At 67.6% G+C, this 22,173-nt stretch carries 19 protein-coding genes and 1 tRNA gene; 12 read left to right on the top strand and 8 right to left on the bottom strand.

Going from position 1 to position 22,173, the window contains the following annotated elements:
• The first annotated feature begins 248 nt into the window (after positions 1-248).
• Both ACSQ2H_RS11195 and ACSQ2H_RS11190 read left to right on the top strand, forming a co-directional pair.
• Positions 249-2,924 (top strand): TonB-dependent receptor, encoded by a 2,676-nt coding sequence (locus tag ACSQ2H_RS11195; protein ID WP_436061467.1) that lies wholly within the window; start codon positions 249-251, stop codon positions 2,922-2,924.
• A gap of 82 nt (positions 2,925-3,006) precedes the next feature.
• Positions 3,007-4,347, top strand: coding sequence for a spinster family MFS transporter (locus ACSQ2H_RS11190; protein WP_436061466.1), 1,341 nt, complete (start codon positions 3,007-3,009; stop codon positions 4,345-4,347).
• 42 nt (positions 4,348-4,389) lie between these two features.
• Here ACSQ2H_RS11190 and ACSQ2H_RS11185 read toward each other — a convergent pair whose 3' ends face one another.
• Both ACSQ2H_RS11185 and ACSQ2H_RS11180 read right to left on the bottom strand, forming a co-directional pair.
• Entirely contained in the window at positions 4,390-6,045 is a 1,656-nt protein-coding gene (locus tag ACSQ2H_RS11185) for an FAD-dependent monooxygenase (RefSeq protein ID WP_436061465.1), read from the bottom strand.
• 98 nt (positions 6,046-6,143) lie between these two features.
• Positions 6,144-7,112, bottom strand: coding sequence for a LysR family transcriptional regulator (locus ACSQ2H_RS11180; protein ID WP_436061464.1), 969 nt, complete (start codon positions 7,110-7,112; stop codon positions 6,144-6,146).
• Between the two features lie 95 nt (positions 7,113-7,207).
• On the opposite strand from ACSQ2H_RS11180, the gene ACSQ2H_RS11175 reads away from it, so the two are divergent.
• From ACSQ2H_RS11175 to ACSQ2H_RS11140, 8 genes are all read left to right on the top strand, one after another.
• Positions 7,208-8,401 carry an acyl-CoA dehydrogenase family protein gene (locus ACSQ2H_RS11175; RefSeq protein WP_436061463.1) on the top strand — a complete coding sequence of 398 codons (1,194 nt, stop codon included), beginning with the start codon at positions 7,208-7,210 and terminating at the stop codon, positions 8,399-8,401.
• Positions 8,402-8,403: 2 nt separating this feature from the next.
• Positions 8,404-8,898, top strand: a complete 495-nt coding sequence (locus ACSQ2H_RS11170; protein ID WP_436061462.1) for a flavin reductase family protein — start codon at positions 8,404-8,406, stop codon at positions 8,896-8,898.
• A gap of 16 nt (positions 8,899-8,914) precedes the next feature.
• The gene (locus ACSQ2H_RS11165) at positions 8,915-9,769 is read left to right on the top strand and encodes a 2-keto-4-pentenoate hydratase (RefSeq protein ID WP_436061461.1); all 855 of its coding nucleotides are present in this window, start codon (positions 8,915-8,917) and stop codon (positions 9,767-9,769) included.
• Positions 9,769-10,701 carry an acetaldehyde dehydrogenase (acetylating) gene (locus ACSQ2H_RS11160; RefSeq protein ID WP_436061460.1) on the top strand — a complete coding sequence of 311 codons (933 nt, stop codon included), beginning with the start codon at positions 9,769-9,771 and terminating at the stop codon, positions 10,699-10,701. Before ACSQ2H_RS11165 ends, ACSQ2H_RS11160 begins: the two co-directional genes overlap by 1 nt.
• Positions 10,698-11,717, top strand: a complete 1,020-nt coding sequence (gene dmpG, locus ACSQ2H_RS11155) for a 4-hydroxy-2-oxovalerate aldolase (protein ID WP_436061459.1) — start codon at positions 10,698-10,700, stop codon at positions 11,715-11,717. Before ACSQ2H_RS11160 ends, dmpG begins: the two co-directional genes overlap by 4 nt.
• Before the next feature lie 26 nt (positions 11,718-11,743).
• Positions 11,744-12,655 carry an alpha/beta fold hydrolase gene (locus ACSQ2H_RS11150; protein WP_436061458.1) on the top strand — a complete coding sequence of 304 codons (912 nt, stop codon included), beginning with the start codon at positions 11,744-11,746 and terminating at the stop codon, positions 12,653-12,655.
• 24 nt (positions 12,656-12,679) lie between these two features.
• Positions 12,680-13,552, top strand: coding sequence for a biphenyl-2,3-diol 1,2-dioxygenase (gene bphC, locus ACSQ2H_RS11145; protein ID WP_436061457.1), 873 nt, complete (start codon positions 12,680-12,682; stop codon positions 13,550-13,552).
• A gap of 350 nt (positions 13,553-13,902) precedes the next feature.
• Complete coding sequence (locus ACSQ2H_RS11140; protein WP_436061456.1) at positions 13,903-16,548, top strand: bifunctional acetate--CoA ligase family protein/GNAT family N-acetyltransferase; 2,646 nt, start codon at positions 13,903-13,905, stop codon at positions 16,546-16,548.
• Here the strand turns inward: ACSQ2H_RS11140 and ACSQ2H_RS11135 are convergent.
• The 6 genes from ACSQ2H_RS11135 to ACSQ2H_RS11110 all read right to left on the bottom strand — a co-directional run bounded on the left by ACSQ2H_RS11135 (position 16,545) and on the right by ACSQ2H_RS11110 (position 21,408).
• On the bottom strand, positions 16,545-17,150 hold the full coding sequence (locus ACSQ2H_RS11135) for a formyltransferase family protein (protein ID WP_436061455.1): 606 nt from the start codon (positions 17,148-17,150) through the stop codon (positions 16,545-16,547). The two genes, ACSQ2H_RS11140 and ACSQ2H_RS11135, sit on opposite strands and share 4 nt — an antisense overlap.
• A complete protein-coding gene (locus ACSQ2H_RS11130; RefSeq protein ID WP_436061454.1) occupies positions 17,147-17,971 on the bottom strand; it encodes an MBL fold metallo-hydrolase in 825 nt (274 codons plus the stop codon). The genes ACSQ2H_RS11135 and ACSQ2H_RS11130 overlap by 4 nt, the downstream gene beginning before the upstream one ends.
• Positions 17,968-18,744: a TatD family hydrolase gene (locus ACSQ2H_RS11125; RefSeq protein WP_436061453.1), complete on the bottom strand. Its 777-nt coding sequence runs from the start codon at positions 18,742-18,744 to the stop codon at positions 17,968-17,970. Before ACSQ2H_RS11125 ends, ACSQ2H_RS11130 begins: the two co-directional genes overlap by 4 nt.
• 9 nt (positions 18,745-18,753) lie before the next feature.
• Positions 18,754-19,752: a DNA polymerase III subunit delta' gene (locus tag ACSQ2H_RS11120; protein ID WP_436061452.1), complete on the bottom strand. Its 999-nt coding sequence runs from the start codon at positions 19,750-19,752 to the stop codon at positions 18,754-18,756.
• On the bottom strand, positions 19,745-20,389 hold the full coding sequence (gene tmk / locus ACSQ2H_RS11115) for a dTMP kinase (protein ID WP_436063564.1): 645 nt from the start codon (positions 20,387-20,389) through the stop codon (positions 19,745-19,747). Before tmk ends, ACSQ2H_RS11120 begins: the two co-directional genes overlap by 8 nt.
• A 65-nt stretch (positions 20,390-20,454) precedes the next feature.
• Positions 20,455-21,408: a septal ring lytic transglycosylase RlpA family protein gene (locus ACSQ2H_RS11110; protein WP_436061451.1), complete on the bottom strand. Its 954-nt coding sequence runs from the start codon at positions 21,406-21,408 to the stop codon at positions 20,455-20,457.
• Positions 21,409-21,559: 151 nt separating this feature from the next.
• Between ACSQ2H_RS11110 and ACSQ2H_RS11105 the strand changes: the two genes are divergently transcribed.
• Together ACSQ2H_RS11105 and ACSQ2H_RS11100 are read left to right on the top strand one after the other, a co-directional pair.
• A tRNA-Ser gene (locus tag ACSQ2H_RS11105) sits at positions 21,560-21,649 on the top strand.
• Between the two features lie 162 nt (positions 21,650-21,811).
• A complete protein-coding gene (locus tag ACSQ2H_RS11100) occupies positions 21,812-22,159 on the top strand; it encodes a hypothetical protein (RefSeq protein ID WP_436061450.1) in 348 nt (115 codons plus the stop codon).
• The last annotated feature ends 14 nt before the right edge of the window (positions 22,160-22,173 follow it).

Genomic DNA, 22,173 nt, shown 5'->3' with positions numbered 1-22,173 from the left:
CGGCCGGGAACATCTCAAATCGATAGTGCTGATGGCTGCATCGACCCCTTCGATGGGCCGCCAGCGACGTATTGCGGCCGCGGCCATCCATCGGTCCCGCCGATGGAAACATCAGGATTATCGACTGAACGATCGTGGCCCGAGCCGTGAAGCTCTCCTGATCGGAGCGCCGCCGTGCGCTGCCGGGCCTGGGCCGAACTGGCCTGCACAAGAGCCGCCAAGAGCTTCCACAAGGAGGAACTAGAACTATGCCACTCGGGGGAAAACTGCGTGCTGGCCTGATTGCCAGCGTCTCGGCCGGCGCGCTGGCGGCGACGTCCGCCTACGCGCAAGAGACCAATGTCATCGAGGAACTCGTCGTGACCGCGCAGAAGCGCGAAGAGTCGCTGCAGGACGTTCCGATCGCTGTCTCCGCTTTCAACCAAGAGTCACTGGACCGCCGCGGGATCGACGGCGGGCAGAACCTTCAGGAAGCCATTCCGAACGTCACCTTCTCGCGCACCAACGGAGGCGGCTTCAATTTCGTCATCCGGGGGATCGGCTCGAAGACCGGCACCGTGACCGGGGACGCTGCGACCGGCATCCACCTGAACAACGCCCCGCTGACGACCAACACCCTTGCCGACGCCGACTTCTACGATGTCGAGCGGGTCGAGGTTCTTCGCGGTCCGCAGGGGACGCTGTTCGGCCGAAACGCCACCGGCGGGGTCGTCAACATCATCACCGCCAAGCCGAAGCCCGACTTCGGCGCCAACGCCCGACTGGAGCTGGGCGACTACAGCTCGATCAAGCTGCGCGGCATGATCAACCTGCCGATCGCGGAGAACCTCGCGGTGCGCCTGGCTGGCGTTTCCTCGCGACGCGACGGCTTCGGCAATAACATCATCACCGGTTCCGATATCGACGACCGTGACCTCTATGGGCTGCGCGGGACCATCGCCTGGGAGCCCACCGATCGCCTGGCGACCTATTTCATGTGGGACCACTTCCGAGAGGATGATCATCGCTCGCGGATCGGCAAGCAGTACTGCTCGAAGGACGAGGGCCCGACCAGCGTCGGCGGGGCCAGCGTGTCCACCAATCCGGTGACGGCGCGTTTGCAACGCGGACTGTTGGGCCAGGGCTGCCGCGCGACCTCCGTCTACGCGTCGGACGCGCTCGGTACGCCCAATTATCTAGCGGCGGTCGAGACGATCTTCGCGCTGCGCGGCGGCCTGGTGAACGATGATCCCTACGCCGGCAAGATGCAGACGCCGGGGCTCTACGACATCGAGTCTCGGTTCGATCCGATCTACGAGAACAAGAGCGACGTGGCGCTCTGGAACACGACCTTCAACATCACCGACCAGCTTACGCTGACCTCGCTGACGTCGTGGAGCGAGACCAAGCAGCACACCAAGTCGGACTACACCCGTGCGCGACCGACGACGACGTTCCTGGTCACGCCGGTGACCCCGGGCGGTGTCCTGAACGATCCGCAGATCGGGCTGTCGGACCGGATGTCGACCTATGACGACATCACCGTCGCGACCCGTCAGTGGACGCAGGAACTGCGCCTGCAATCGGACTTCGACGGCCCGGTCAACTTCAACGTCGGCGGCATCTATCTCGACTACGCCAACAACAACCGCCAATACATCATCGCCAACGGCTTCACCGGCTTCCGCTATGCGACCCAGGGGACCGGCGACTGTCCGCCAGCGTCGGCGACATGCATCTATGTCGACCCGAACAACCCGCCCAGCGGAGATGGCCACAACTACTTCCTGTCCCAGCAGCCCTACCGCCTGAAAGCCTCCGCCGCGTTCGGCGAGCTGTACTGGAAGCCCGTTGAAGGCGTGAAGGTCACCGGCGGTCTGCGCTACACGGAAGACGAGAAGGTCGCGCAGAACATCCCGACCCGGATCCTGCAGCCGGGCAGGGGCTATCCGCCCGGCACGCCGCCGGAGCAGAAGGCCAAGTTCGACGCCTTGACCGGCCGCTTTGGCGTCGACTGGCAGCCCGAACTGAGCTTCACCAGCGACACCCTCGTCTATGCCTTCTACTCCAAAGGCTACAAGGGGGGCGGCCTCAACCCGGCAGCGGCGGTTGGCTTCGCCGGCGTGACGGAGGTCTTCGATCCAGAGTACGTCAACGCCTACGAGATCGGCACGAAGAACACGCTGCTGGATGGCTCGCTGCGCGTGAACGTCACGGCCTTCTACTACGACTACAAAAACTATCAGGTCTCCAAGATCGCCAACCGCCAGTCGGTCATCGAGAACGTCGATGCCGAGGTCTACGGCGCAGATTTCGAAGTGATGTGGAGCCCGTTGCCGGGGCTGCAGCTCAACGGATCGCTGGGTCTGCTGGACTCGAGCATCAAGAATGGCGCCTCGATCGACACCTTCGACCGGACTGCGGGCAACCCGAACTTCGCCGTGATCAAGTCGATCACCGGCCAGACCTGCATCGCGCCGCCGGCGCTGATCGCCTCGGCCATCAATGCGGTCAACGCCGGCGCGCCGATCACCAGCATGCTGACGGTGTGCCTCAACCCCGCCGCCAGCGAGGGCATCGCCAAGAACCTTGAAGGGAACCAGCTGCCGAACGCGCCGAAGTCCACCTTGAACCTGGGCGCGCAATACGACTGGACCCTCGTGGGCGATTGGGAGGCCAGCGTCCGCGCCGACTACTATCGCCAGGGTGAAACCTTCGCCCGGGTCTACAACACTGAGGCCGACCGTCTGAACAGCCGCGAGAACATCAATCTTTCGGCGCAGGTGTCCAATCCGACCAACGGCGTGACCCTCGAGGCGTTCGTGAAGAACCTCACGAACGAGCAGGACGTGCAGGACTTCTTCCTGTCCGACAGCGTGCTGTTCCGAAACGGCTTCATCACCGACCCGCGGACCTACGGCGTGGCCGTGACCAAGTCCTTCTAACTCAACCTTCCTCTGGACCTGACGGGCGGCGGCGTTTTGCCGGCGCCCGTCCTTGTTCCTGGGAACAGCAGGAGTGCGCCCCGTGTCGGCCGCCAGCCTTGAAACCTCCGACGAGAGCGCGGCGCCAGCCGCCTCCAAAGCCTACCGGACCTACGTGGTCTGGCTGCTGTTCTGCATTGCGCTGATCAATTTCTTCGACCGCCAGATCGTCAACATCCTGGCCGAGCGGATCAAGCGGGACCTCGGCCTGTCTGATCTCCAGCTTGGCCTGCTGACCGGCTTGGCGTTCGCGTCCCTGTACACGATCACCGGCATCCCGATCGCCATCATCGCCGACCGGACCAATCGCGCGCGGGTGATCACCGGGGCGCTGCTGGTGTGGAGCACGTTCACCGCCGCCTGCGGCCTGGCACAGAACTATACTCAACTCCTGCTCGCCCGCGTGGTCGTGGGACTTGGCGAATCCGGGTGCCAGCCGCCGTCGCTGTCCCTGATCGCCGACTATGCCCCAAAGGAGAAACGCGCCTCGTCGATGGGGACCTACTCGCTCGGAATCTCGGTCGGCGGGCTGGTTGCGCTCGCCCTAGGCGGAGTGCTGGCGGATCAATTCGGATGGCGGGTGGCGTTCTTTCTGGCCGGCGTACCGGGCATCCTGCTGGCCATCGTCGCCGGACTGACCCTGAAGGATCCGCGCTCAGGCGTATCCGACCGCCCGCCAGCGCGCAGCGTGCGCGAGTGCTTCGCCGAGCTGAAGGGCAATTCGGTCTTCTGGTGGGTTTGCCTCGCCTCGGCCGCAAAGGCCCTGGTCAGTTACGGCCAGGTGGCCTTTCTCGGCTCCTTCTTCCTCCGCGTGCACAAGGAGGGTTTGGCCAAGGTCGCAGCCCAAATTGGAGATGTGACGGGGCTGCACCTTGGTCCCCTGGCCATGGTCGGACTGGGCCTGGGGCTCATTTCCGGCATCGGAGGGGTGTTCGGCACCTGGCTGGGCGGCTACCTCGGGGATCGTCTCGGCCGCCGCGACGCTACCAACTTGCTGCTGATCCCGGCGATCGCCGCGCCACTCTCGATCCCGTTTCAGGTCGCGGCTTTCCTGACGCCGGACACCGGTATGGCGCTGCTGCTTCTGATTCCTCCAGGCGTCCTCGGGGCGCTTTGGCTAGGGCCGACCTTTGCAGCGCTGCAAAGCGTGGTGCGGCCGGATACGAGGGCGACTGCCGCATCGCTCCAATCGAGCTTCGTGCTTTTTCTCGGTTTGGGCCTCGGACCGTTGTTGGTCGGCCTGGTCAGCGACACCCTCGCTGGCGGCCTGGGAGAGGCGGGAGGAGTTCGCTGGTCATTGGTGCTGTGCTCGCTCTTCGGCTTGGTCGCCTCGGCGCTGTTCTGGGCCGGTTCCCGAAACCTGAAGGCGGCGGTTGTCAGCTAACTCGAAAACCGCTGGGCCCTTGATGGGCCCAGCGGCAAGCTGTTAGGCCGTGATCGCTGTAGTGCTTCCCTTGAGCTTCGACATCAGTGCGACAGAGTCGGCCGGAGCCTCGTTTCCGCGCCAGACGATGTGCTCATCAAAGCGAACGATCAGCAGCTCATGCTGGAAGGCCACATCGTTGGGGCGGTCTGCCCGAACGACCTTCAACGGAACGCCGGTGGCCTCAGCCGCCTTGACCAGCGGGGCCACATCGGCGCCAAAACTGAGCACAGTGTAGTCCGCTCCCAGCTGATCGTAGATCGAGCCACGATCGGCGAGCCGGAAGTGGGGCAGGCGGCAGCCCGGGACGGTCGAAGGGGTAAAGCTTCCCATGTCGTAGGTGGGCGCAGCCTCGCCATCATAGGCGATGATTGGCGAGCCTTCGTAATAGTACCCGAAGTTGAGCCCTTCCGGAGACATCTGCGGGACATTGATCTCGAACAGCCGCTGTCCCAGGAACCGTCGGATAGCCTCGCCCTCCGACGTATCGGCGACGAGCGCGGGCGGGATCGTACCGCCCGAGCGCATCGCTTCGACGTTCTCGAGAACCTTGTTCATCGCGAAATGCGAGACTTGCTCGGTGATCGGTTGGCGCTCGGCCTGGTAGGCGTCGAGAATGCTGGCGTCCGCCCAGCACTTCAGCACGGCGCAGAGCAACCAGGACAGGTGCGTGGCGTCCGCAATGCCGGCATTCATCCCATAGCCGGCGAACGGCACCCAGAGATGAGCTGCATCGCCGGCGATGAACACCCGGCCATCGCGGAAGCGTTCGGCGACCATGCGGCGGCCAATCCAGTCTTCGTGGTTCAGGACTTCCCAGGTGAAGCTCTCGTCGACCCCGAGCACGTCACGAATGGACTCGTCGAACGGCACATCTTCGAAGGCTTCGCTGGCTCCGACTCCCCGGTGCACAAGCCAGACGTCCTCGCCGTCGATCGCGATGACCGTGCCGCTGCGCTTGGGGTTCTGCACCCAGCTCATCCAGGCCAGCCGACGTGCGCCGAACAGCGCCTTCAGGCCTGGCGCCCTTATCAGGGTGCTGCGGGTGCGGGAGATTTCGGCGTCGCCGACCAGGCTGACGCCCATGGCCTTGCGGATGGTGCTCCTGCCGCCGTCGCAGCCGGCGAGGTACTGGGCGCGGATATCGAATTCTTCGCCGTCATCGCCCTTGCAGTGAAGGGTGACGCCCTCGGGGTCCTGGTCGTAGGCGTCGACAGAGGTGCGATTGAGCACGGTGATGTTCGGCAGCGACTTCACGCGCTCGTAGAGGATGGGTTCAAGGTAAAGCTGGCTGACGCGCACCATGGACTCAGGGGTCGGCCAATCGCTGTCGTGAAAGCCGGGCTGGCTCCGTTCGGCGCGGGCGGGCATGCGGATGCGGGTGAGTTCGTGCCCGGTGATCGAGGTGCAGTAGGTGGTATCGGTCGGATAGTCGTCCGGCAGGCCGGAGGCCCGGACGGCTTCGGAAACGCCGAGTCGGCGAAAGGTCTCCATCGTCCGCGCAGCGACAGTGTTGCATTTGGCGCTCGGCGGTTCGCCGGCCGCACGGGCCTCGATCAAAATCACATCCACGCCGCGCAGGGCTGCATCAATGGCCAAGGTCATGCCGACCGGGCCGGCGCCCGCAATGGCGATGGCGGTCGAATATTTGGGCTGCATCTCAAAATTTCCAAAGCAGGCGCATGGACGCGCATCCTGCTCCACTCTCGGATCGCGGGCGCATCAGGCCAAATCGATAAGGCGCAGCGACCTATCGATCAGACGGATGGGTCGAGCGGCGAGAAGGCTGGTGCGCACCGTCGCAATGCCTCTCGTAGCCATCTGATCTCCGGGTCGGCGTCACGGCGCTTGAGCCAGATCATCACCAGTTCCAGGTCCGGGACGGGGAGGGGCGAGGGTACGGACTGTAGCGGCAGGCTACGGATGGCCGCCGCGGCCAGGCTCGAGGGCACCAGGGTCAGGCAATCGCTCGCCGCCGCCACCAGCGGCAGGACCGAAAAGTCGGACGTCAGCAGCCGATCGAACTGTCCAATTCCGTTCTCGAGCAGATAGGCGTGCTCAAGACTGGCGTGAACGTCGAGGTCCAGGAAGAAGCTCGCGTGCGGGCGGGCGAGATAGGCCTCTCTACTGAGGCCTGCGGCCAGGTCGGCGTCGTCGGCCCGGCCGAGGCAAACGAACGGGTCGCGCGCCAGATCCTCGAACGCGAACTCAGCCATCACCCGCGGTGCATCGAAGATGGCGGCCGAAATGATCTGCCGAGGCGAGATCAAGATGTCGATGTTCTCGAGCCGGAGGTCCTCGGCCGACCGCCCGCGGGCCGTGACCATCTGGACGCTCATCAGCGGCGCCTCTTCGCCCAGCAGGCGGGTGAGGTTGGGCGTCAGGACGGCGGTGACATAGTCGGCGGTTGCGATGCGATAGCGTCGGCGAGATCGCTCCGGCGCGAAAGCCTCGCCGGCGAGCACGTCGGCGACCGCCGCCAACGCCGCCTCCAGCGGACCGACCATCCGTCGCGCCTTCTCGGTCAGCCGCAGCCCGCGGCCGTCCTTCACCAGCAGATCGTCGCCGAAGTGATCTCGCAGTCGGCGGAGACTGTTGCTCACGGCGGCCTGGGTAAGATTCAGCTCTTCCGCGGCGCGGGTCAGGTTCCGATGCTTGAGGATCTCACGCAGCACCGGAAGCAGGTTCAGGTTGGTTTGCCGCAGGCTGCGTTCGAGGTCGTCCATGGCACTCCAGCCATTCGAGATATCTATGGCTCAGATCAGAACAGAAAAGTTCTGGTGTCACCCCGATTCCTTCACACAGGGGACGGGAGGACGACATGAACAAGATCGCCATCGACCAGAGACCCACCGCCGCGGACCTGCTTGAACGCGCGAAGGCGCTCGTGCCCACGCTTGCCGAACGCGCCCAGGCCACCGAAGACGCGCGCAGTGTCTTGCCGCAGACCGTCGCCGACTTCGAAGCGGCGGGCTTCTACAGGATCCTGCAGCCGGCCCAGTACGGCGGCTACGAAATGGAGCCGAAGGCGTTGTTCGACGTCGCGATCGAGCTGGCGAAGGGCTGCCCCTCCAGCGCCTGGTGCATGTGCCTTGTCGCGGTCCACAACTGGGAGATCGGCCTGCTCGACCCGCGGGCCGCACATGACATCTGGGGCGCGGACAGTTCGGTGCGGCTCTCGTCGTCCTATGCTCCATTCGGGACGGTGGAGCGTGCTGACGGCGGCTTCCTGGTTAGCGGTCGTTGGCCGTTCTCGAGCGGTTGCGACCATTGCGACTGGGCGATCCTCGGCGGGCGGGCCCCGTCCGAGCCGGGCCTGCCGCCGGACGTACGGGCCTTCATTATCCCGCGCAGCAACTACAGGATCGACGACACCTGGCACGTGCTCGGCCTGAAGGGCACCGGCAGCAAGGACATCGTTGTCGAAAAGGCTTTCGTGCCTGAGCACCTGACGCACAAGTTCTCCGACTCTTTCCTCGGCATTGATCCAGGCCTGGCGACCTTCACGGCGTCGACCTTCCGCTATCCGTTCGGGATCGTGTTCGCCTACACGCTGGCGGTCGTGACGCTCGGCATGGCCGAGGGCGCGCGCGAGGCCTTCGTGGAGCAGATGCAGGTTCGCCTCGGCGCCTATGATGGCGCCAAGGCCGCCGACGATCCGTTCGTGCGCCAGCGTCTGGCCCAGGCCGACGCCATGATCCGCAGTCAGCGGGCGCTGCTCGACGCCAACTTCGCTGAGCTCGACAGCTATGTGCAGGCCGGCCAACCGATTCCGCTGGAACTGCGTGTCCGCTGCAAGTGGGAGGCGCAGCATCTGTCGCGTGTGGCGATGCAGGCCATCGAGCTTCTCTTCAAGGCCGGCGGCGGCCGCGGCATCCGCCAGGAGAACCCGCTTCAACGCTACTTCCGCGACGTGCAGGCGGCGTCAAACCACGCCTATCTGAACGCCGACAAGGGCGCGCTCAACGCAGGCGGCGTCCTGCTGGGCGCCCCGAACGGCGACTTCGCCCTCTAGTCATGGCGACGCCCGACGCGCTCTCAGCCGATCTCACCCAGGCCCTGCGCCGGCTCGCCGCGACGCCCTGCGTGCTGGCCGCGCGCGGAACCGATGGGGCGCGGGTGGGCATGACGGCGACCGCCGTCACCGCGCTAAGTCTGGATCCGGCGTCCTTGCTGATCAGCATTGATCGTGGGCGCAGCCTGCACGGGCCGCTGACGACCGGCCAGAGCTTCTCTGTGAACCTCCTCGACGAGGCCAACGCCGAGCTCTGCCAGACCTTCGCCGGGAGCACGCCCCAGCGCGCCCGCTTCGCCGCCGGCGACTGGCGCGACGGCTCGGACGGGGCGCCGTTCCTGGCCGGCGCCGTGAGCCTCTCGTGCCGGGCGGACACCGCATTCGACTACGGCACCCACACCATTGTCGCGGCGGCCGTCAGCGAGGTCCGGTTGGGCGCTCGCGCAGCGCCGGTCGCCTATGCGCAGGGCGCGGTGCACCGGCTCGCCACGCTCTAGATCATCGATCCCGTCGATGGGTGGCTTCGCGACTATCGATTTCCCGGAAGGGGCCAGGGTGCGGGACAACACCGTGATGGAGGACCCAATGACGGCGACGCTTGAGGCGACAATCCGGTCGGTGGCCGACCAGCTTCTAGAGGCCCGGCGCGTCGGAGCGCCCATCGCCGCCGTGCGCGGTCAGTTGCCGCCAAAGGACGTGGCGGCAGCCTATGCCGTTCAGAAGATCAATATCGACCGGTTGCTGGCCGAAGGCCGCCGTCGGGTCGGCCGCAAGATCGGTCTGACCTCCGAGGCGGTCCAGCGGCAGCTTGGCGTCGACTCTCCGGACTTCGGGGTGCTGCTGAACGACATGGATTTCAGCTCAGGCGAGGTTCCGCTCAAGGGCCTGATCGCACCGCGGATCGAGGCGGAGTTCGCGCTGCGCCTGGGGCGCGACATCGCCGAGCCTGGCCTGTCCGGCGCGTCGCTTGCGCCGTATGTCGAGGCGATGGCCGTCTCGGTGGAGATCGTAGACAGCGCCACCGGGTGGGACATCGATATCGTCGACACCATCGCCGACAACGCCTCGAGCGGCGGCTTTGCGGTGGGTGAGTGGCGGCCCTTTGGACCCGACTCCCGGCTACCCGAGCGGGCGATGCGGCTGTTCCGCGACGACGAAGTGATCTCTCAGGGGACCGGCGCCGCCACCCTGGGCGATCCGCTGAACGCCCTGGCCTGGCTGGCTGATGCGTCGATCGAAGTCGGAGAGCCGCTCCGGGCTGGCGAGATCATTCTCTCCGGCGCCCTTGGCCCGATGGTCGGCCTGACTCCGGCTGAGTACCGCGTGGAAATCGACGGCTTCGACCCGCTCGTTCTGAGGGCCGTCTGATGAAGACCAAGGTCGCCATCATCGGTTCGGGCAACATCGGCACCGACCTGATGATCAAGATCATGCGCCTGTCCGAGGTGCTGGAGATGGGCGCCTTCGTCGGCGTCGATCCGACCTCCGACGGGCTGAAGCGGGCCGAACGCCTGGGCGTGCCAATCACGTCCGACGGCATCGACGGCCTAGTGGAGATGCCGCGCTTCAAGGACATCGAGATCGTGTTCGACGCCACCTCGGCGGGGGCGCATGCGCGCCACGACGAGGTCCTGCGCGCCCACGGCAAGCGGATCGTCGACCTGACACCGGCGGCGATCGGCCCCTATACGATCCCGCCGGTCAACGGCCTGGCCAACCTCGATCAGCCCAACGTCAACATGGTCACCTGCGGCGGCCAGGCGACGATCCCGATCGTCGCGGCGGTGAACCGGGTCAGCCCCGTGATCTATGGCGAGATCGTCGCCTCGATCGCCTCCAAGTCGGCCGGACCAGGCACCCGCGCCAACATCGACGAGTTCACCGAAACCACCTCCAAGGCCATCGAGGTCGTCGGCGGCGCGCGGCGCGGCAAGGCGGTCATCGTGCTCAATCCGGCCGAACCGCCGCTGATCATGCGCGACACCGTCTACTGCCTCTGTGAGGGCGGCGCCGAAGAGGCCATCCGCGCTTCAATTCTGGAGATGGTGGCCGAGGTCCAGGCCTATGTGCCTGGCTACCGCCTCAAGCAGGAGGTTCAGTTCGAGACGATCACCGACAACGAGCGGCTGCTGATCCCGGAAATGGGCGAAGCCTTCGCCGGCCTGAAGGTCTCGGTGTTCCTCGAGGTCGAAGGCGCGGCGCACTACCTGCCGGCCTATGCGGGGAACCTCGACATCATGACCTCGGCGGCGCTGAAGACCGCTGAGCGGATGGTTCAGCGCCAGGGCGCCCTCGCATGAGCAAGCTCTACATCCAGGACGTCACCCTTCGTGACGGCATGCACGCCATCCGCCACAAGTATTCGCTCGACGATGTGCGGGTGATCGCTAAGGCGCTGGACGACGCCAAGGTCGACGCCATCGAGGTCGCGCACGGCGACGGCCTGTCCGGGTCTTCGTTCAACTACGGCTTCGGCGCGCACACCGACTGGGACTGGATCGCCGCGGTCGCCGAGGTGATCGGCCACGCCAAGCTCACCACGCTGCTGCTGCCCGGGATCGGCACTATCCACGACCTCAAGCACGCCTATGAGCTTGGGGTGCGTTCGGTCCGCGTCGCCACCCATTGCACCGAAGCCGATATCTCCAAGCAGCACATCGAGGCCGCTCGCGAGCTCGGCATGGATGTCTCCGGCTTCCTGATGATGAGCCATATGAGTCCGCCAGAAGCGTTGGCCCAGCAGGCCCTGCTGATGGAGAGCTACGGCGCTCACTGCGTCTACGTGACCGACAGCGGCGGGGCGATGACGATGGACGACGTCGCGGCGCGCCTGCAGGCCTACGACCGGGTGCTGAAGCCGCAGACCGAACGCGGCATCCACGCCCACCACAACCTCTCGCTCGGCGTCGCCAACTCCATCGCCGCGGTGCAGAACGGCGCGATCCGGGTCGACGCCTCGCTCGCCGGCATGGGGGCAGGGGCGGGCAATGCGCCGCTGGAGGTCTTCATCGCCGCCGCCGACGTCTACGGCTGGGAGCACGGGACCGATCTCTTCGCCCTGATGGACGCGGCCGAGGATCTGGTGCGGCCCCTTCAGGACCGGCCCGTCCGGGTCGATCGCGAGACCCTCAGCCTCGGCTATGCCGGGGTCTACTCCAGCTTCCTGCGCCACGCCGAGAAGGCGGCCGAGACCTACGGTCTCGATGTTCGCAGCATCCTGCTCGAGCTTGGCAAGCGCCGCATGGTCGGCGGCCAAGAAGACATGATCGTCGACGTCGCGCTGGACCTGAAGGCCCGCGCGGCGACCGCCCCCTAATCAGAAACGCACCCGAGGAACGCCCGATGTCCGCTATCGACGCTGCCGCCTTTACAGAAGGGTCCACCAGCCGTTTCGTCCAGACCAAGCGCTGGAAGCTGCACTACAACGAGGTCGGCGAAGGCTATCCGATCATCCTGCTGCACGGCACCGGCCCGGGCGCGACCGGCTGGAGCAACTTTCATCAAAATATGCGTGTGCTCGCGGCCACGAACCACGTGATCGCGCTCGACTTTCCAGGCTGGGGTGGATCCGAGGTCTATGACGCGTCCGCAGAGCCCCGCAACGCGGCCAATGCCGAGGCAGTGAAGCTGCTGATGGACGAGCTGGGCATCGAAAAGGCCGCGCTGGTCGGCAATTCGATGGGCGGCGCGGCGACGCTTGAGTTCATGGCGCGCTACCCCGATCGCATCAGCCACGCGATCACCATGGGCTCGGGGCTGTTCGGGGTGCCGAACATGTTTGCGCCGGGCGGTCTCTCACAGGGCATCCGGGTGATCGCTGAGACCTATATGAACCCGAGCCCGGAGAACTTCCGCCGGCTGGTCGAGGTCATGGTCTACGACGCCTCGTTCGTGACCGAAGAGCTGACCAAGCAGCGCTCGGACGGGGCGCTGGCGCAGCGCGAGCACCTGACCAACTGGCTGAAGGGCGGCCCGCTGGGCCAAGGCGGCCCGTTTGGAGGGATCGAGGAACTGATGGGCAAGCTCGCCATCAGTTCGGTTCCGACCCTGATGATCCACGGCCGCGACGACAAGACCGTGCCCATGGAGGTGACGCTGAAAACCGCCAGCCTCATCCCCAACAGCCGGGCGGTCATCCTGAACCGCTGCGGCCACTGGGCTCAGGTGGAGCACGCCGACGAATTCAACAACCTGGTGCTGGGCTTCCTGGCGCGGGGCCCGGCGGGAGCCGCCAAGGGCGGCTTCGGCGGCTGATCGGGAAAAGGGGAGGGCTGCGAGATGAGCATCGCGTCGTTGGGCTATGTCGGCTTCAAGGCTGATGATCTTGAGGCTTGGGCCCGGTTCGGAACCGAAACCCTGGGCATGATGCAGGTCGAGGCGCCGGAAGGGAGCTTGCGCTTCCGTATCGACGCCCAGGGCTGGCGCGTCAGCGTCGAGCAAGGCCCTGAGAACGACATCGCCTATATCGGCTTCGAGGTGACGGGCGCCGCCGACCTCGAGGCGATGGCCGCTCGCCTGTCCGGCGCCGGCGTAGCCTACGAGCGCGGCGCCGAGGAACTGCTGAAGCTTCGGGGCGTGATGGGCATGATCGCGTGCACCGACCCCCAGGGGCTTGCGGTGGAGATCTACTACGGCCCGACCCAGCGCGGGGAGGTTCCGTTCGTCTCGCCCGCCGGCGTCACTGGCTTCGTCACCGGAGAACAGGGGCTGGGCCACGTGGTGCTGTCAGCCGCCGACATCGCCGCGAACCGAAAGTTCTACAGTGAAGTCCTGGGCTTCCGGCTGTCCGATATCATCCGGATGCAGATCACCGAGGAGTTCGGGATGGATCTGGAATTCTACCACTGCAATCCGCGCCACCACACCCTGGCGCTGGTGCCGCTGCCCGTGCCGCGCCGGCTCAACCACTTCATGCTGCAGGTGGCGAGCCTCGACGACGTGGGCTTCGCGCTGGATCGGATCAACGCGGCGAACATTCCGCTGACCAATACGCTCGGCAAGCACACCAACGACCACATGGTGTCGTTCTACGCCCAAACGCCATCGGGCTTCGAGATCGAGTACGGCTGGGGCGCACGCGATATCGATGAGAACTGGCGCGTCGTGCGCCACGACAAGACCAGCATTTGGGGACACAAGCGTCAGCACTAGCGCCGCCTGGCGGCGTCGCCTGGAAGCACGCCGCCCACGGTCCGGGAGTGAGGCTAGTGTGCTCCGCCCAGACGCGAATGGACCTCAGCGTCTACGCTTGAAAGCCGGGCGCGCAGCCTTTGGGAACGGAAACTCTGAACCCGCGCCACTGTGCCGAAGCGATTCCTACGTTTGGTGATTTGGCCGATCCATTTATCGCCTAAGGAATATTATCGGCAATTGATGATTCAGCCCCGACGCTGCGGGATTCGCCGCTGAGCGCCAAGCCGACTTGATCGACAGGCGCTCCCGCGGTGTCTTGGCGGCTCCGGCCAGAATCTCCTGGCTGACAGTGCAGACGGCGGCCCGGCATGACGACGCGAAACCTCGATGCGCTGTTTCATCCCAATGCGATCGCCGTGATCGGCGCCAGCAATGCGCCCGGTTCGGTCGGTCAGGTCCTGTCGCGCAATCTGCTGGAAAGCGGCTTCTCCGGCCCGGTGCTGCCAGTGTCGCTGAGCGCCCGGGCGATTCGCTCGTCGATCGCCTATCGCAGCGTCGCCGATCTGCCGCTGGTTCCGGACCTCGCGGTCGTCGCCACGCCCGCGCCGTCTGTCCCGACGGTAGTCGCCGAGCTGGCCCAGGCCGGTTGTCGCGCCGCCATCGTGATCAGCGCCGGCGTCGATGCGACGCTGCGCCAGCAGATGCTGGACGCGGCCAAGCCGACTCTGATGCGGATCCTGGGCCCCAACTGCCTGGGGTTCATGTCGCCGCGCCAAGGTATTAACGCCAGCTTCGCGCACCTGTCGCCGGCGCCCGGCGGCCTGGCGCTGGTCTCGCAGTCCGGCGCTGTGGCCGCCGCAGCGATCGACTGGGCCCATGCCCGCGGCGTCGGCTTCTCGCACGTTCTGACGATCGGCGACGCGGCCGACGTCGATTTTGGCGACCTGCTCGACTACCTGGCGCTCGACTACGACACGCACGGGATCCTGCTGTACGTCGAGAGCATCACCGACGCGCGCAAGTTCATGACCGCCGGCCGCATCGCCTCGCGCGCCAAGCCCGTGGTCGTGGTCAAGGCCGGGAGCAGCAAGGCCGGCGCTCAGGCCGCCTTCTCCCACACTGGCGCCCTCGCCGGCGCCGATCTGGTCTACGAAGCGGCCTTGCGACGCGCCGGCATGTTGCGTGTGGGCGGCCTGCGCGAGCTGTTCGACGCGGTGTCGACCCTCGGCGCCGGCATGCGGGTCTACGGCGACCGCCTGGCGATCCTGACCAATGGCGGCGGCGCTGGAGTGATGGCGGCGGACGCGCTGGAAGCCCGCGACGGCCGGCTGGCGGAGCTGTCGCCCGAAACCATGGAAAAGCTGGCGGCCACGGCCCCCAAGCACTGGTCCGGGGCCAATCCGGTCGACATCCTCGGCGACACCCACGCCCCGGTCTACGCCCGCGCGCTGGAGATCATGCTGGAAGATCGCAACGCCGACGCCGTGCTGGTGATGAACTGCCCCACGGCGGTCGAGGACAGCACTGCCGCCGCCGACGCCGTGGTCGAGGTGCTGAAGGCCAAGCGCTACCATCGCCCCGTGCTCAGCGCCTGGATGGGCCAGACCGCCGTCGCCGAGGGCCGCCGGCGACTGGCCGCGGCGGGCGTGCCGGCGCACGAGACCCCCGACGAGGCCGTCCGGGCTTTCATGCACCTGGTCGATCACCGCAAGAACCAGGAAGCCTTGATCCGCACCCCCGGCGCCATGGCGGCGCCCAACGGCGCTGCGGCCCGCGCGGTGATCGCCAAGGCCCGCGCCGACGGGCGCCTGACCCTCACCGACCCGGAAGCACGAGAGGTGCTGAAGGCCTATGGCGTACCGGCGCTCGAGGGCCGCGACGCGGCGACGCCAGAGGAGGCCGGCCGCATCGCCGAGGAGATCGGCGGCCCCGTGGCGCTGAAGATCCTGTCGCCGGACGTCAGCCACAAGTCCGAACTCGGCGGGGTCGTGCTCGGGCTCGAGGGCGCGCTGGAAACCCAGATCGAGGCCCAGGCGATGCTGGCGCGCGTCGCCAAGGCCCGGCCCCAGGCCCGGATCGAAGGCCTGGTGGTCGAGCCGCTGGTCCATCGGCCCGAAGCGCGCGAACTCCTGGTCGGGATCGCCCAGGACAGCCTGTTCGGACCGATCGTGATGTTCGGCGCCGGCGGGATCAGCGTCGAGGTCACCGCCGACCACGTGATCGGCCTGCCGCCGCTGGACGACGTGCTGGCCCGCGACATGATCGGCCGCACGCGGGTCTCGCGCCTGCTGCAGGGCTTCCGCGACCACACCGCCGCCGACCTCGACGCCATCGCCGACGTCATCGTCCGGGTCTCGCAGATCGCCGCCGGCGAACCGGAAATCGCCGAACTCGACATCAATCCCCTGCTCGCCGACGCGTCCGGCGCCCTGGCCCTGGCGGCGCGGATCCGGCTGCGGGCGCCCGACGAGGCGTCAGGAAGGATGGCCATCCTCCCCTACCCCGACGGCCTGCAGCGGCAGATCATGGTCGGCGGCCAGCCGGTGACGCTGCGCGCGATCCGCCCGCAGGACGGCCCGGCGATCGCCGCCATGGTCGAGGCGAGCAGCGCCGAGGACGTGCGCCTGCGGTTCCGCTCGGGTTTCCGCACCCTGCCCCCGGGCTGGCCCGAGCGCCTGTCGCAGATCGACTACGACCGAGAGATGGCGCTGGTGGTCGACGACGGTGAGAAGATCATCGGCGTCTCGCGTCTGGCCGGCGATCCGCAGGGTGAGACCGCCGAGTTCGCGCTGATGGTCCGCACCGACCAGCAGCACAAGGGCCTGGGCCGGCTGCTGCTCGGCGAAATCCTCGACTACGCGGCGGCCAAGGGGCTGTCGGAGGTCTGGGGCGACGTGGCGCGGGAGAACACCGGGATGCTGACTACGGCCAAGGCTTTCGGCTTCGAGCGGCGCGCGGCCGAGGACTTTTCCCGGGTGAAGATCGTCAAGACGCTGGCGAAGGACGCCGGCTAGTCCGGCAGACGCAGGTCGCCGGACGCGATGCGGGCCAGGGTCTCGATGAAAAAGGCCGGCTCCATCGCGGCCACCCGCGCTTCGAGATCTTCCGGCGCGTCGCCGGGCAGCACCGGGACCGTCCGACGTTCGATCACCGGGCCGTGGTCGTAGATCTCGTCGACGGCGTGGATCGTCGCGCCGCTCTCGGCGACGCCGGCCGCAATCACCGCCTCGTGCACCCGGCGGCCGTACATCCCCTCCCCGCCGAACGCCGGCAGCAGGCCGGGATGGATGTTCAGGATGCGGTTGCGATAGCGGCCCAGCGTCTGCGGCCCCAGATGGCGCAGATAGCCTGACAGGATCACCAGCTCGACCCCCGCGGCCTCCAGCGCCCCGCACAGCGCTGCGTCCGCGGCGTCCGGATCCGACTGCGTGGGGATCACCAGGCTCGGCACGCCGCGCTCGGCTGCGAACGCCAGGGCCGCAGCCTTGCGATTGTTGCTGACCACGAGCCGCGGCTCGGCCGACAGCGCGCCCGCCCGCGCCGCCGCCACGATGGCGCGCATGCTGGTGCCGTTCTTGGACGCCAAGAAGCCAAGCTTAAGCGGCGAGGAAATCATGATAAATCGCCACTCAGTTCATGTTCGAAACGCAGGCCGTCGAAGGCCGGCTCGACCCCTGGCGGCAGCCGCGCCGCCAGCTCGGCGTAGTCGAGGTCGATGTGCATGTTGGTCAGGATCGCCCGGCGCGGCTGCGCGCGCGCGATCCATTCCAGCGCCAGGTCGACATGCGCATGGGTCGGATGCGGCCGCCAGCGCAGCGCGTCGAGGATCCAGACGTCCAGGCCGTCCAGGGCCGCGAACGCCGCCTCGTCCAACCCGACCACGTCGCTGGAATAAGCCACATTTCCAAAGCGGTAGCCGACAGACCTCACACCGCCATGGTCCTGATCGAAGGTGGTGACCGGGATCACGCCGGAGGGGCCGTCGACCGCCCAATGCTCGCCGTGCGGCGCCAGCGGTGTGATGTCGCCGATGGCCGGATAGCCGTTCTCGCCCTGGAAGACGTAGCCGAACCGGCGCTGCATGCTGAGCGCAGTCGGTGGATCCATGTAGCAGGGGATCCGCGCCCGCTGGCGGATGAAGAAGGCGCGGATGTCGTCGATGCCGTGGGTCTGGTCGGCGTGGTCGTGGGTCAGCAGCACCCCGTCCAGCCGCTTGGCCCCCGCCTCCGACGTCTGCCAGACCAGGTCAGGCGAGGTGTCGACAATCAGGGTGGTGTCGCTGTCGGCCCCCTGCCCCAGCCGCCGCACCAGCAGCGAGCAGCGGCGGCGGCGGTTCTTCGGCTCGGCCGGATCGCACGCGCCCCAGTCGCCGTCCGCCCGCGGCACCCCGCCGGACGAGCCGCAGCCGAGGATCGTGAATTCCAGCCGCCCGCTCATGGCCGCGGGATCCGGTCGAACAGGGCGAAGAACGCGTCCTCGGTCCGCTTCTCGGCGTCGTGCCTCGACCAGCCGCGGATCTCCGCCAGCTTGTTCAGCACGTCAGGCAGATAGGCCGGCTCGTTGCGGCGTCCGCGATGCGGCACGGGAGCCAGATAGGGGCAGTCGGTCTCGACGATGATGCGGTCGGCCGGCATCTCGCGGACCACGGCGCGGACGTCCTCGGCGGCCTTGAAGGTGGCGATGCCCGACACCGAGAACCAGGCGCCCAACGCCGCGGCCCGCGCCGCCAGCTCGGCGCCGGACGTGTAGCAGTGCATCAGCATCTTGAACGGCCCGGCGGCGTACTCCTCCTCGAGGATGTCGCCCATCAGGTCGTCGGCCTCGCGCGTATGGACCACCAGCGGCAGGCCGGTCTCGCGCGCGGCGGCGACGTGCTGGCGGAACACCTTGGCCTGGATGTCGCGCGGGCTGAGGTCGTAGTGGAAATCGAGCCCGGTCTCGCCGATCCCGACCACGCGCGGGTCGGCGGCGATGGCCACGAGCTCCGCCGCCGAAAGGTCGGGGTTCTCCTTGGCCTCGTGCGGGTGCGTGCCGACCGTGCACCAGATGTCGGGATGGTCGGCCAGGGCGCGCACGGCGGCGAAGCCGGAGACCTTGTCGCTGATGTTGACCATCAGCGCGACGCCGGCGGCGCGGGCGCGGGCGATCACCGCGTCGCGGTCTTCATCGAATTGGTGCGCGTGCAGGTTTACGTGGCTGTCGATCAGCATTCGGAGATTTCAGGCGCGCGCGGCGGCGCGCAGTTCGGTGAGGGCCGTGAAGAACGCGTCCGCACGGTCGAGATTGACGGCCTCGACCTCCCGCGGGAGGCGCTGCAGCGTCTCCCATGCTCCGGCCCAGCGATCAAGCCCGCCATAGCCCTCTGCGGCCAGCCGCATGGCGTGGCCGTGCACGCGCTCGGCGAGCCGCTCCAGCAGCAGATTGAACTGCGCCGCGCCCTCCGCCCCGCGGAACCGATCGGCCAGAGACAGCGCCAGGCCTTCGTCGACGTTCGGCAGCGACAGCAGGATTTCCTTGGCCGCGTCGTCCACCGCCACTGCGCCGGCCAGCGCCAGGGCCAGGGCCTTGCCCGGCGCGCCCTTCGACATCCGGGCCAGCCGAATGGCGTCCTCGGGGTTGGCGGTGGTCCGCGCCTCGACGAAGGCGGTGACCGCGTCTTCTGGCAACGGCTGGAAGCCCAGCCGGCGGCAGCGCGACTTGATCGTCGGCAGCAGACCGCCCGGCGCATGCGAGACCAGCAGGATCACCCCGCGCGGCGGCGGCTCCTCCAGGGTCTTCAGGACCGCGTTGGCGGCGTTGACGTTCAGGTCGTCGGCCGCGTCGATGATCGCCACGCGATGCGGCGCCGAAGCCGGGGACTTGGAGAAGAAGTCCGTGAGCTTGCGAGCCTCGTCGACCGGGATCAGCTTCCGCGGCTTGCCGTCCTCGCCGATCTTCTCCAGCACCATGAGGTCCGGGTGCGAGCGGGCGATGATCTGCCGGCTGACCGGATGGTCCGGCGAGGCGCCCAGCACCCCATAGGCCGGGTTCGGCGGCGCGCCCAGCAGGCGGCGGGCGGCGCGAAATGCGAATGTCGCCTTGCCGACCCCCTCAGTCCCGGTCAGCAGCCAGGCATGGTGCAACCGGCCGCGGCCGCGCGCCTCCTCGAAGGCCATTTCGGCGGCCTCGTGGCCCTTCAGATCGAAGACCTGGCGCGGATGCGGCGCGGCGTCAGCCATGGACCAGCCGGCTCTCGACCGCCCGCCACACCTGGCCCTCGACATTGTCCATGTCCTGGGCGGCGTCGATCAGCGCGCAGCGGTCCGGTTCAGCCGCCGCGATGGCGCGGAACGCGGCCCGCAGGCGCTCGTGGAACGCCACGCCCTTGGATTCGAACCGCGTCTCGGCGTGGCCGTCGGCCTTGGCGAAGGCTTCGGCGCGGGCCAGGCCGACATCGACCGGCAGATCGAAGACCAAGGTCAGGTCCGGCTGGACGTCGGCGAGAATGAAGGTCTCCAGCGCGGTGATGAAGGCCGGATCGACCCCGCCGGCTCCGCCCTGATAGGCGCGGGTGGAATCGGCGAAGCGGTCGCAGACCACCCAGGCGCCGCGCTCCAGCGCCGGCAGGATGGTCCGCTCGATGTGGTCGCGCCGCGCGCCGTACATCAGCAGGGTCTCGGTGGCCGGGCTCCAGCGATCGGCGTCGCCTTTCAGCACCAGGTTGCGGATCGCCTCCGCCCCCGGCGAGCCGCCGGGCTCACGCGTGGCGACCACGTCATGGCCGGCGGCCTGCAGGCGTGCGACCAGGCGCCGGACCTGCGTCGACTTGCCCGCGCCCTCGCCGCCTTCGAAAGTGATGAACCGCCCACGCGTCACGCCGGCCAAAATGGCCGCTTCGGCCCGTTTGTCCAGCGCTCAACTGTCGCCGGCGGCGATGCGGCTCAGGCGCCGGGACGCACCACCCGCGCCTCGGTGAAGCCGTAGGCGGCCACCCGGTCGCGCAGATCGAAGGCCTCGCCCTCGTCCGCGGTCCCGTCGACCATCACGCGGTAGAGGGTCATGCCGTCGGCCCGCTGGAACGGCTCGACCTTGGCGACGACTGCAGAGCCGAGCTGGCTGACCACCCGCTGGGCGTTGGCGGGGTCGGAGAACGCCCCGGCCTGGACCCGATAGATCAGCCCGCCGCCGGCCGACGGCGCCTGCACCGGCGTCGAGGCGACCGGCGTCAGGGGCGCCAGCGGCTGGGACGCCACAGGCGTCTCGACCGGCCCGGGATTCAGCCCCGCATACGGGGTCGGCGCCGGGGGCGATTGCGACGGCGCAGGCGACGGCGTGTAGGCCGAATAGCGCAGACCAGCGTCGGGCGCGCCGAGCGGCGCTGGCCCGACATAGCGCACGCGGACCCGCGCCGTGCCTTGCTGCTCGAACCCGAGCTGGCGGGCGGCCTCCTGCGAGACGTCGATCACCGCGCCGCCCTTGAACGGACCACGGTCGTTGACCCGGACCTGGACCGTGCGGTTGTTCTCGAGATTGGTGACCTCGACGATCGAGGGCAGCGGCAGGGTCGTATGCGCCCCCGACAGCGCGTAGCGGTCGAAGACCTCGCCGTTGGCCGTGGTCTTCAAGTGGTGCGACTGACCGTACCAGGTGGCGGTCCCCTCCTGGTCGTAGCCCGGCTCTTCCTTGGGCACGTACCAGACGCCGCCGACCTCGTAGGGCGAGCCGACCTTGTAGCGGCCCCCTGCTCCGTTCGGCAGCACGCCAGGCGTCGGACCGACAGTCGGATGCTTGGCGGCGTAGCGCGGCTGGGGCGTGGCGCAGGCGGCCAGCGCCGCGGTTCCCATAAGCACGACAACGACGCCGCGAACCGGCGAACGCGAACGGATGCGGGCCATGGCCGCCCCCTCTTTCAAACCTACGCTCCCCAGCGCTGGCCTTCATGTTCGCGCGCGAGACTTGAGCCATGGTTAACGCCAGGGCGAATTTCATTAAGCATCGACGATGGGTGGAGACGCCGACCGACCCCTGCTATAGGCCCCTCCTTCCGGAAGGGTGGCCGAGTGGTTTAAGGCAGCGGTCTTGAAAACCGCCGTAGGTGAAAGCCTACCGTGGGTTCGAATCCCACCCCTTCCGCCAGCTGAGGCGGGCAGAGCCGAGCCCGCGTGGGCGACGCCTTCACAACCCCTCGATGCGCTGTAAGTTGGCCCACGTCTGGAGGGGCCATGTTCACTGCGATTCTGCTTCAAGCGATCTCCGCCGAAGCGCCGGCGTTGAACCTCAACCTGGCTTGCGACGGGCATGGCCGCCGAGGTCACACGCGAGACGGTCGATTTGACGACCCGCGCCGGGTATGGAAGCGCGACAGGAACCGCGACCACAAACGTCATCCGAACTGGGGTCGCCTACGCCACGTTCACAGGCTCCACGGGTCGCTTCACCTATCCCGATGGCCGCCAGCGCGAACTCTCAAACGTCGTAGCGACGGCGCACGAAATCACCGCGTCTTACGATCGCAAAGCCATGTTCACCACCACCACCTGGAAGATCCAGGTCAATCGGCTGACGGGCGCGATCCGCATCGTAAGCCCCTCTGAGGTCGGCTTCGCGGGAACCTGCACGCCGGTCTCGAACACGCCGAAGTTCTAGGCTCCGCGCGGGCC

The organism is Phenylobacterium sp. LjRoot97 (assembly GCF_964254345.1).
Lineage (GTDB): Bacteria > Pseudomonadota > Alphaproteobacteria > Caulobacterales > Caulobacteraceae > Phenylobacterium.
Note: the sequence above shows the minus strand (reverse complement) of the source record. Positions and strands in the feature narration are given on the sequence as shown.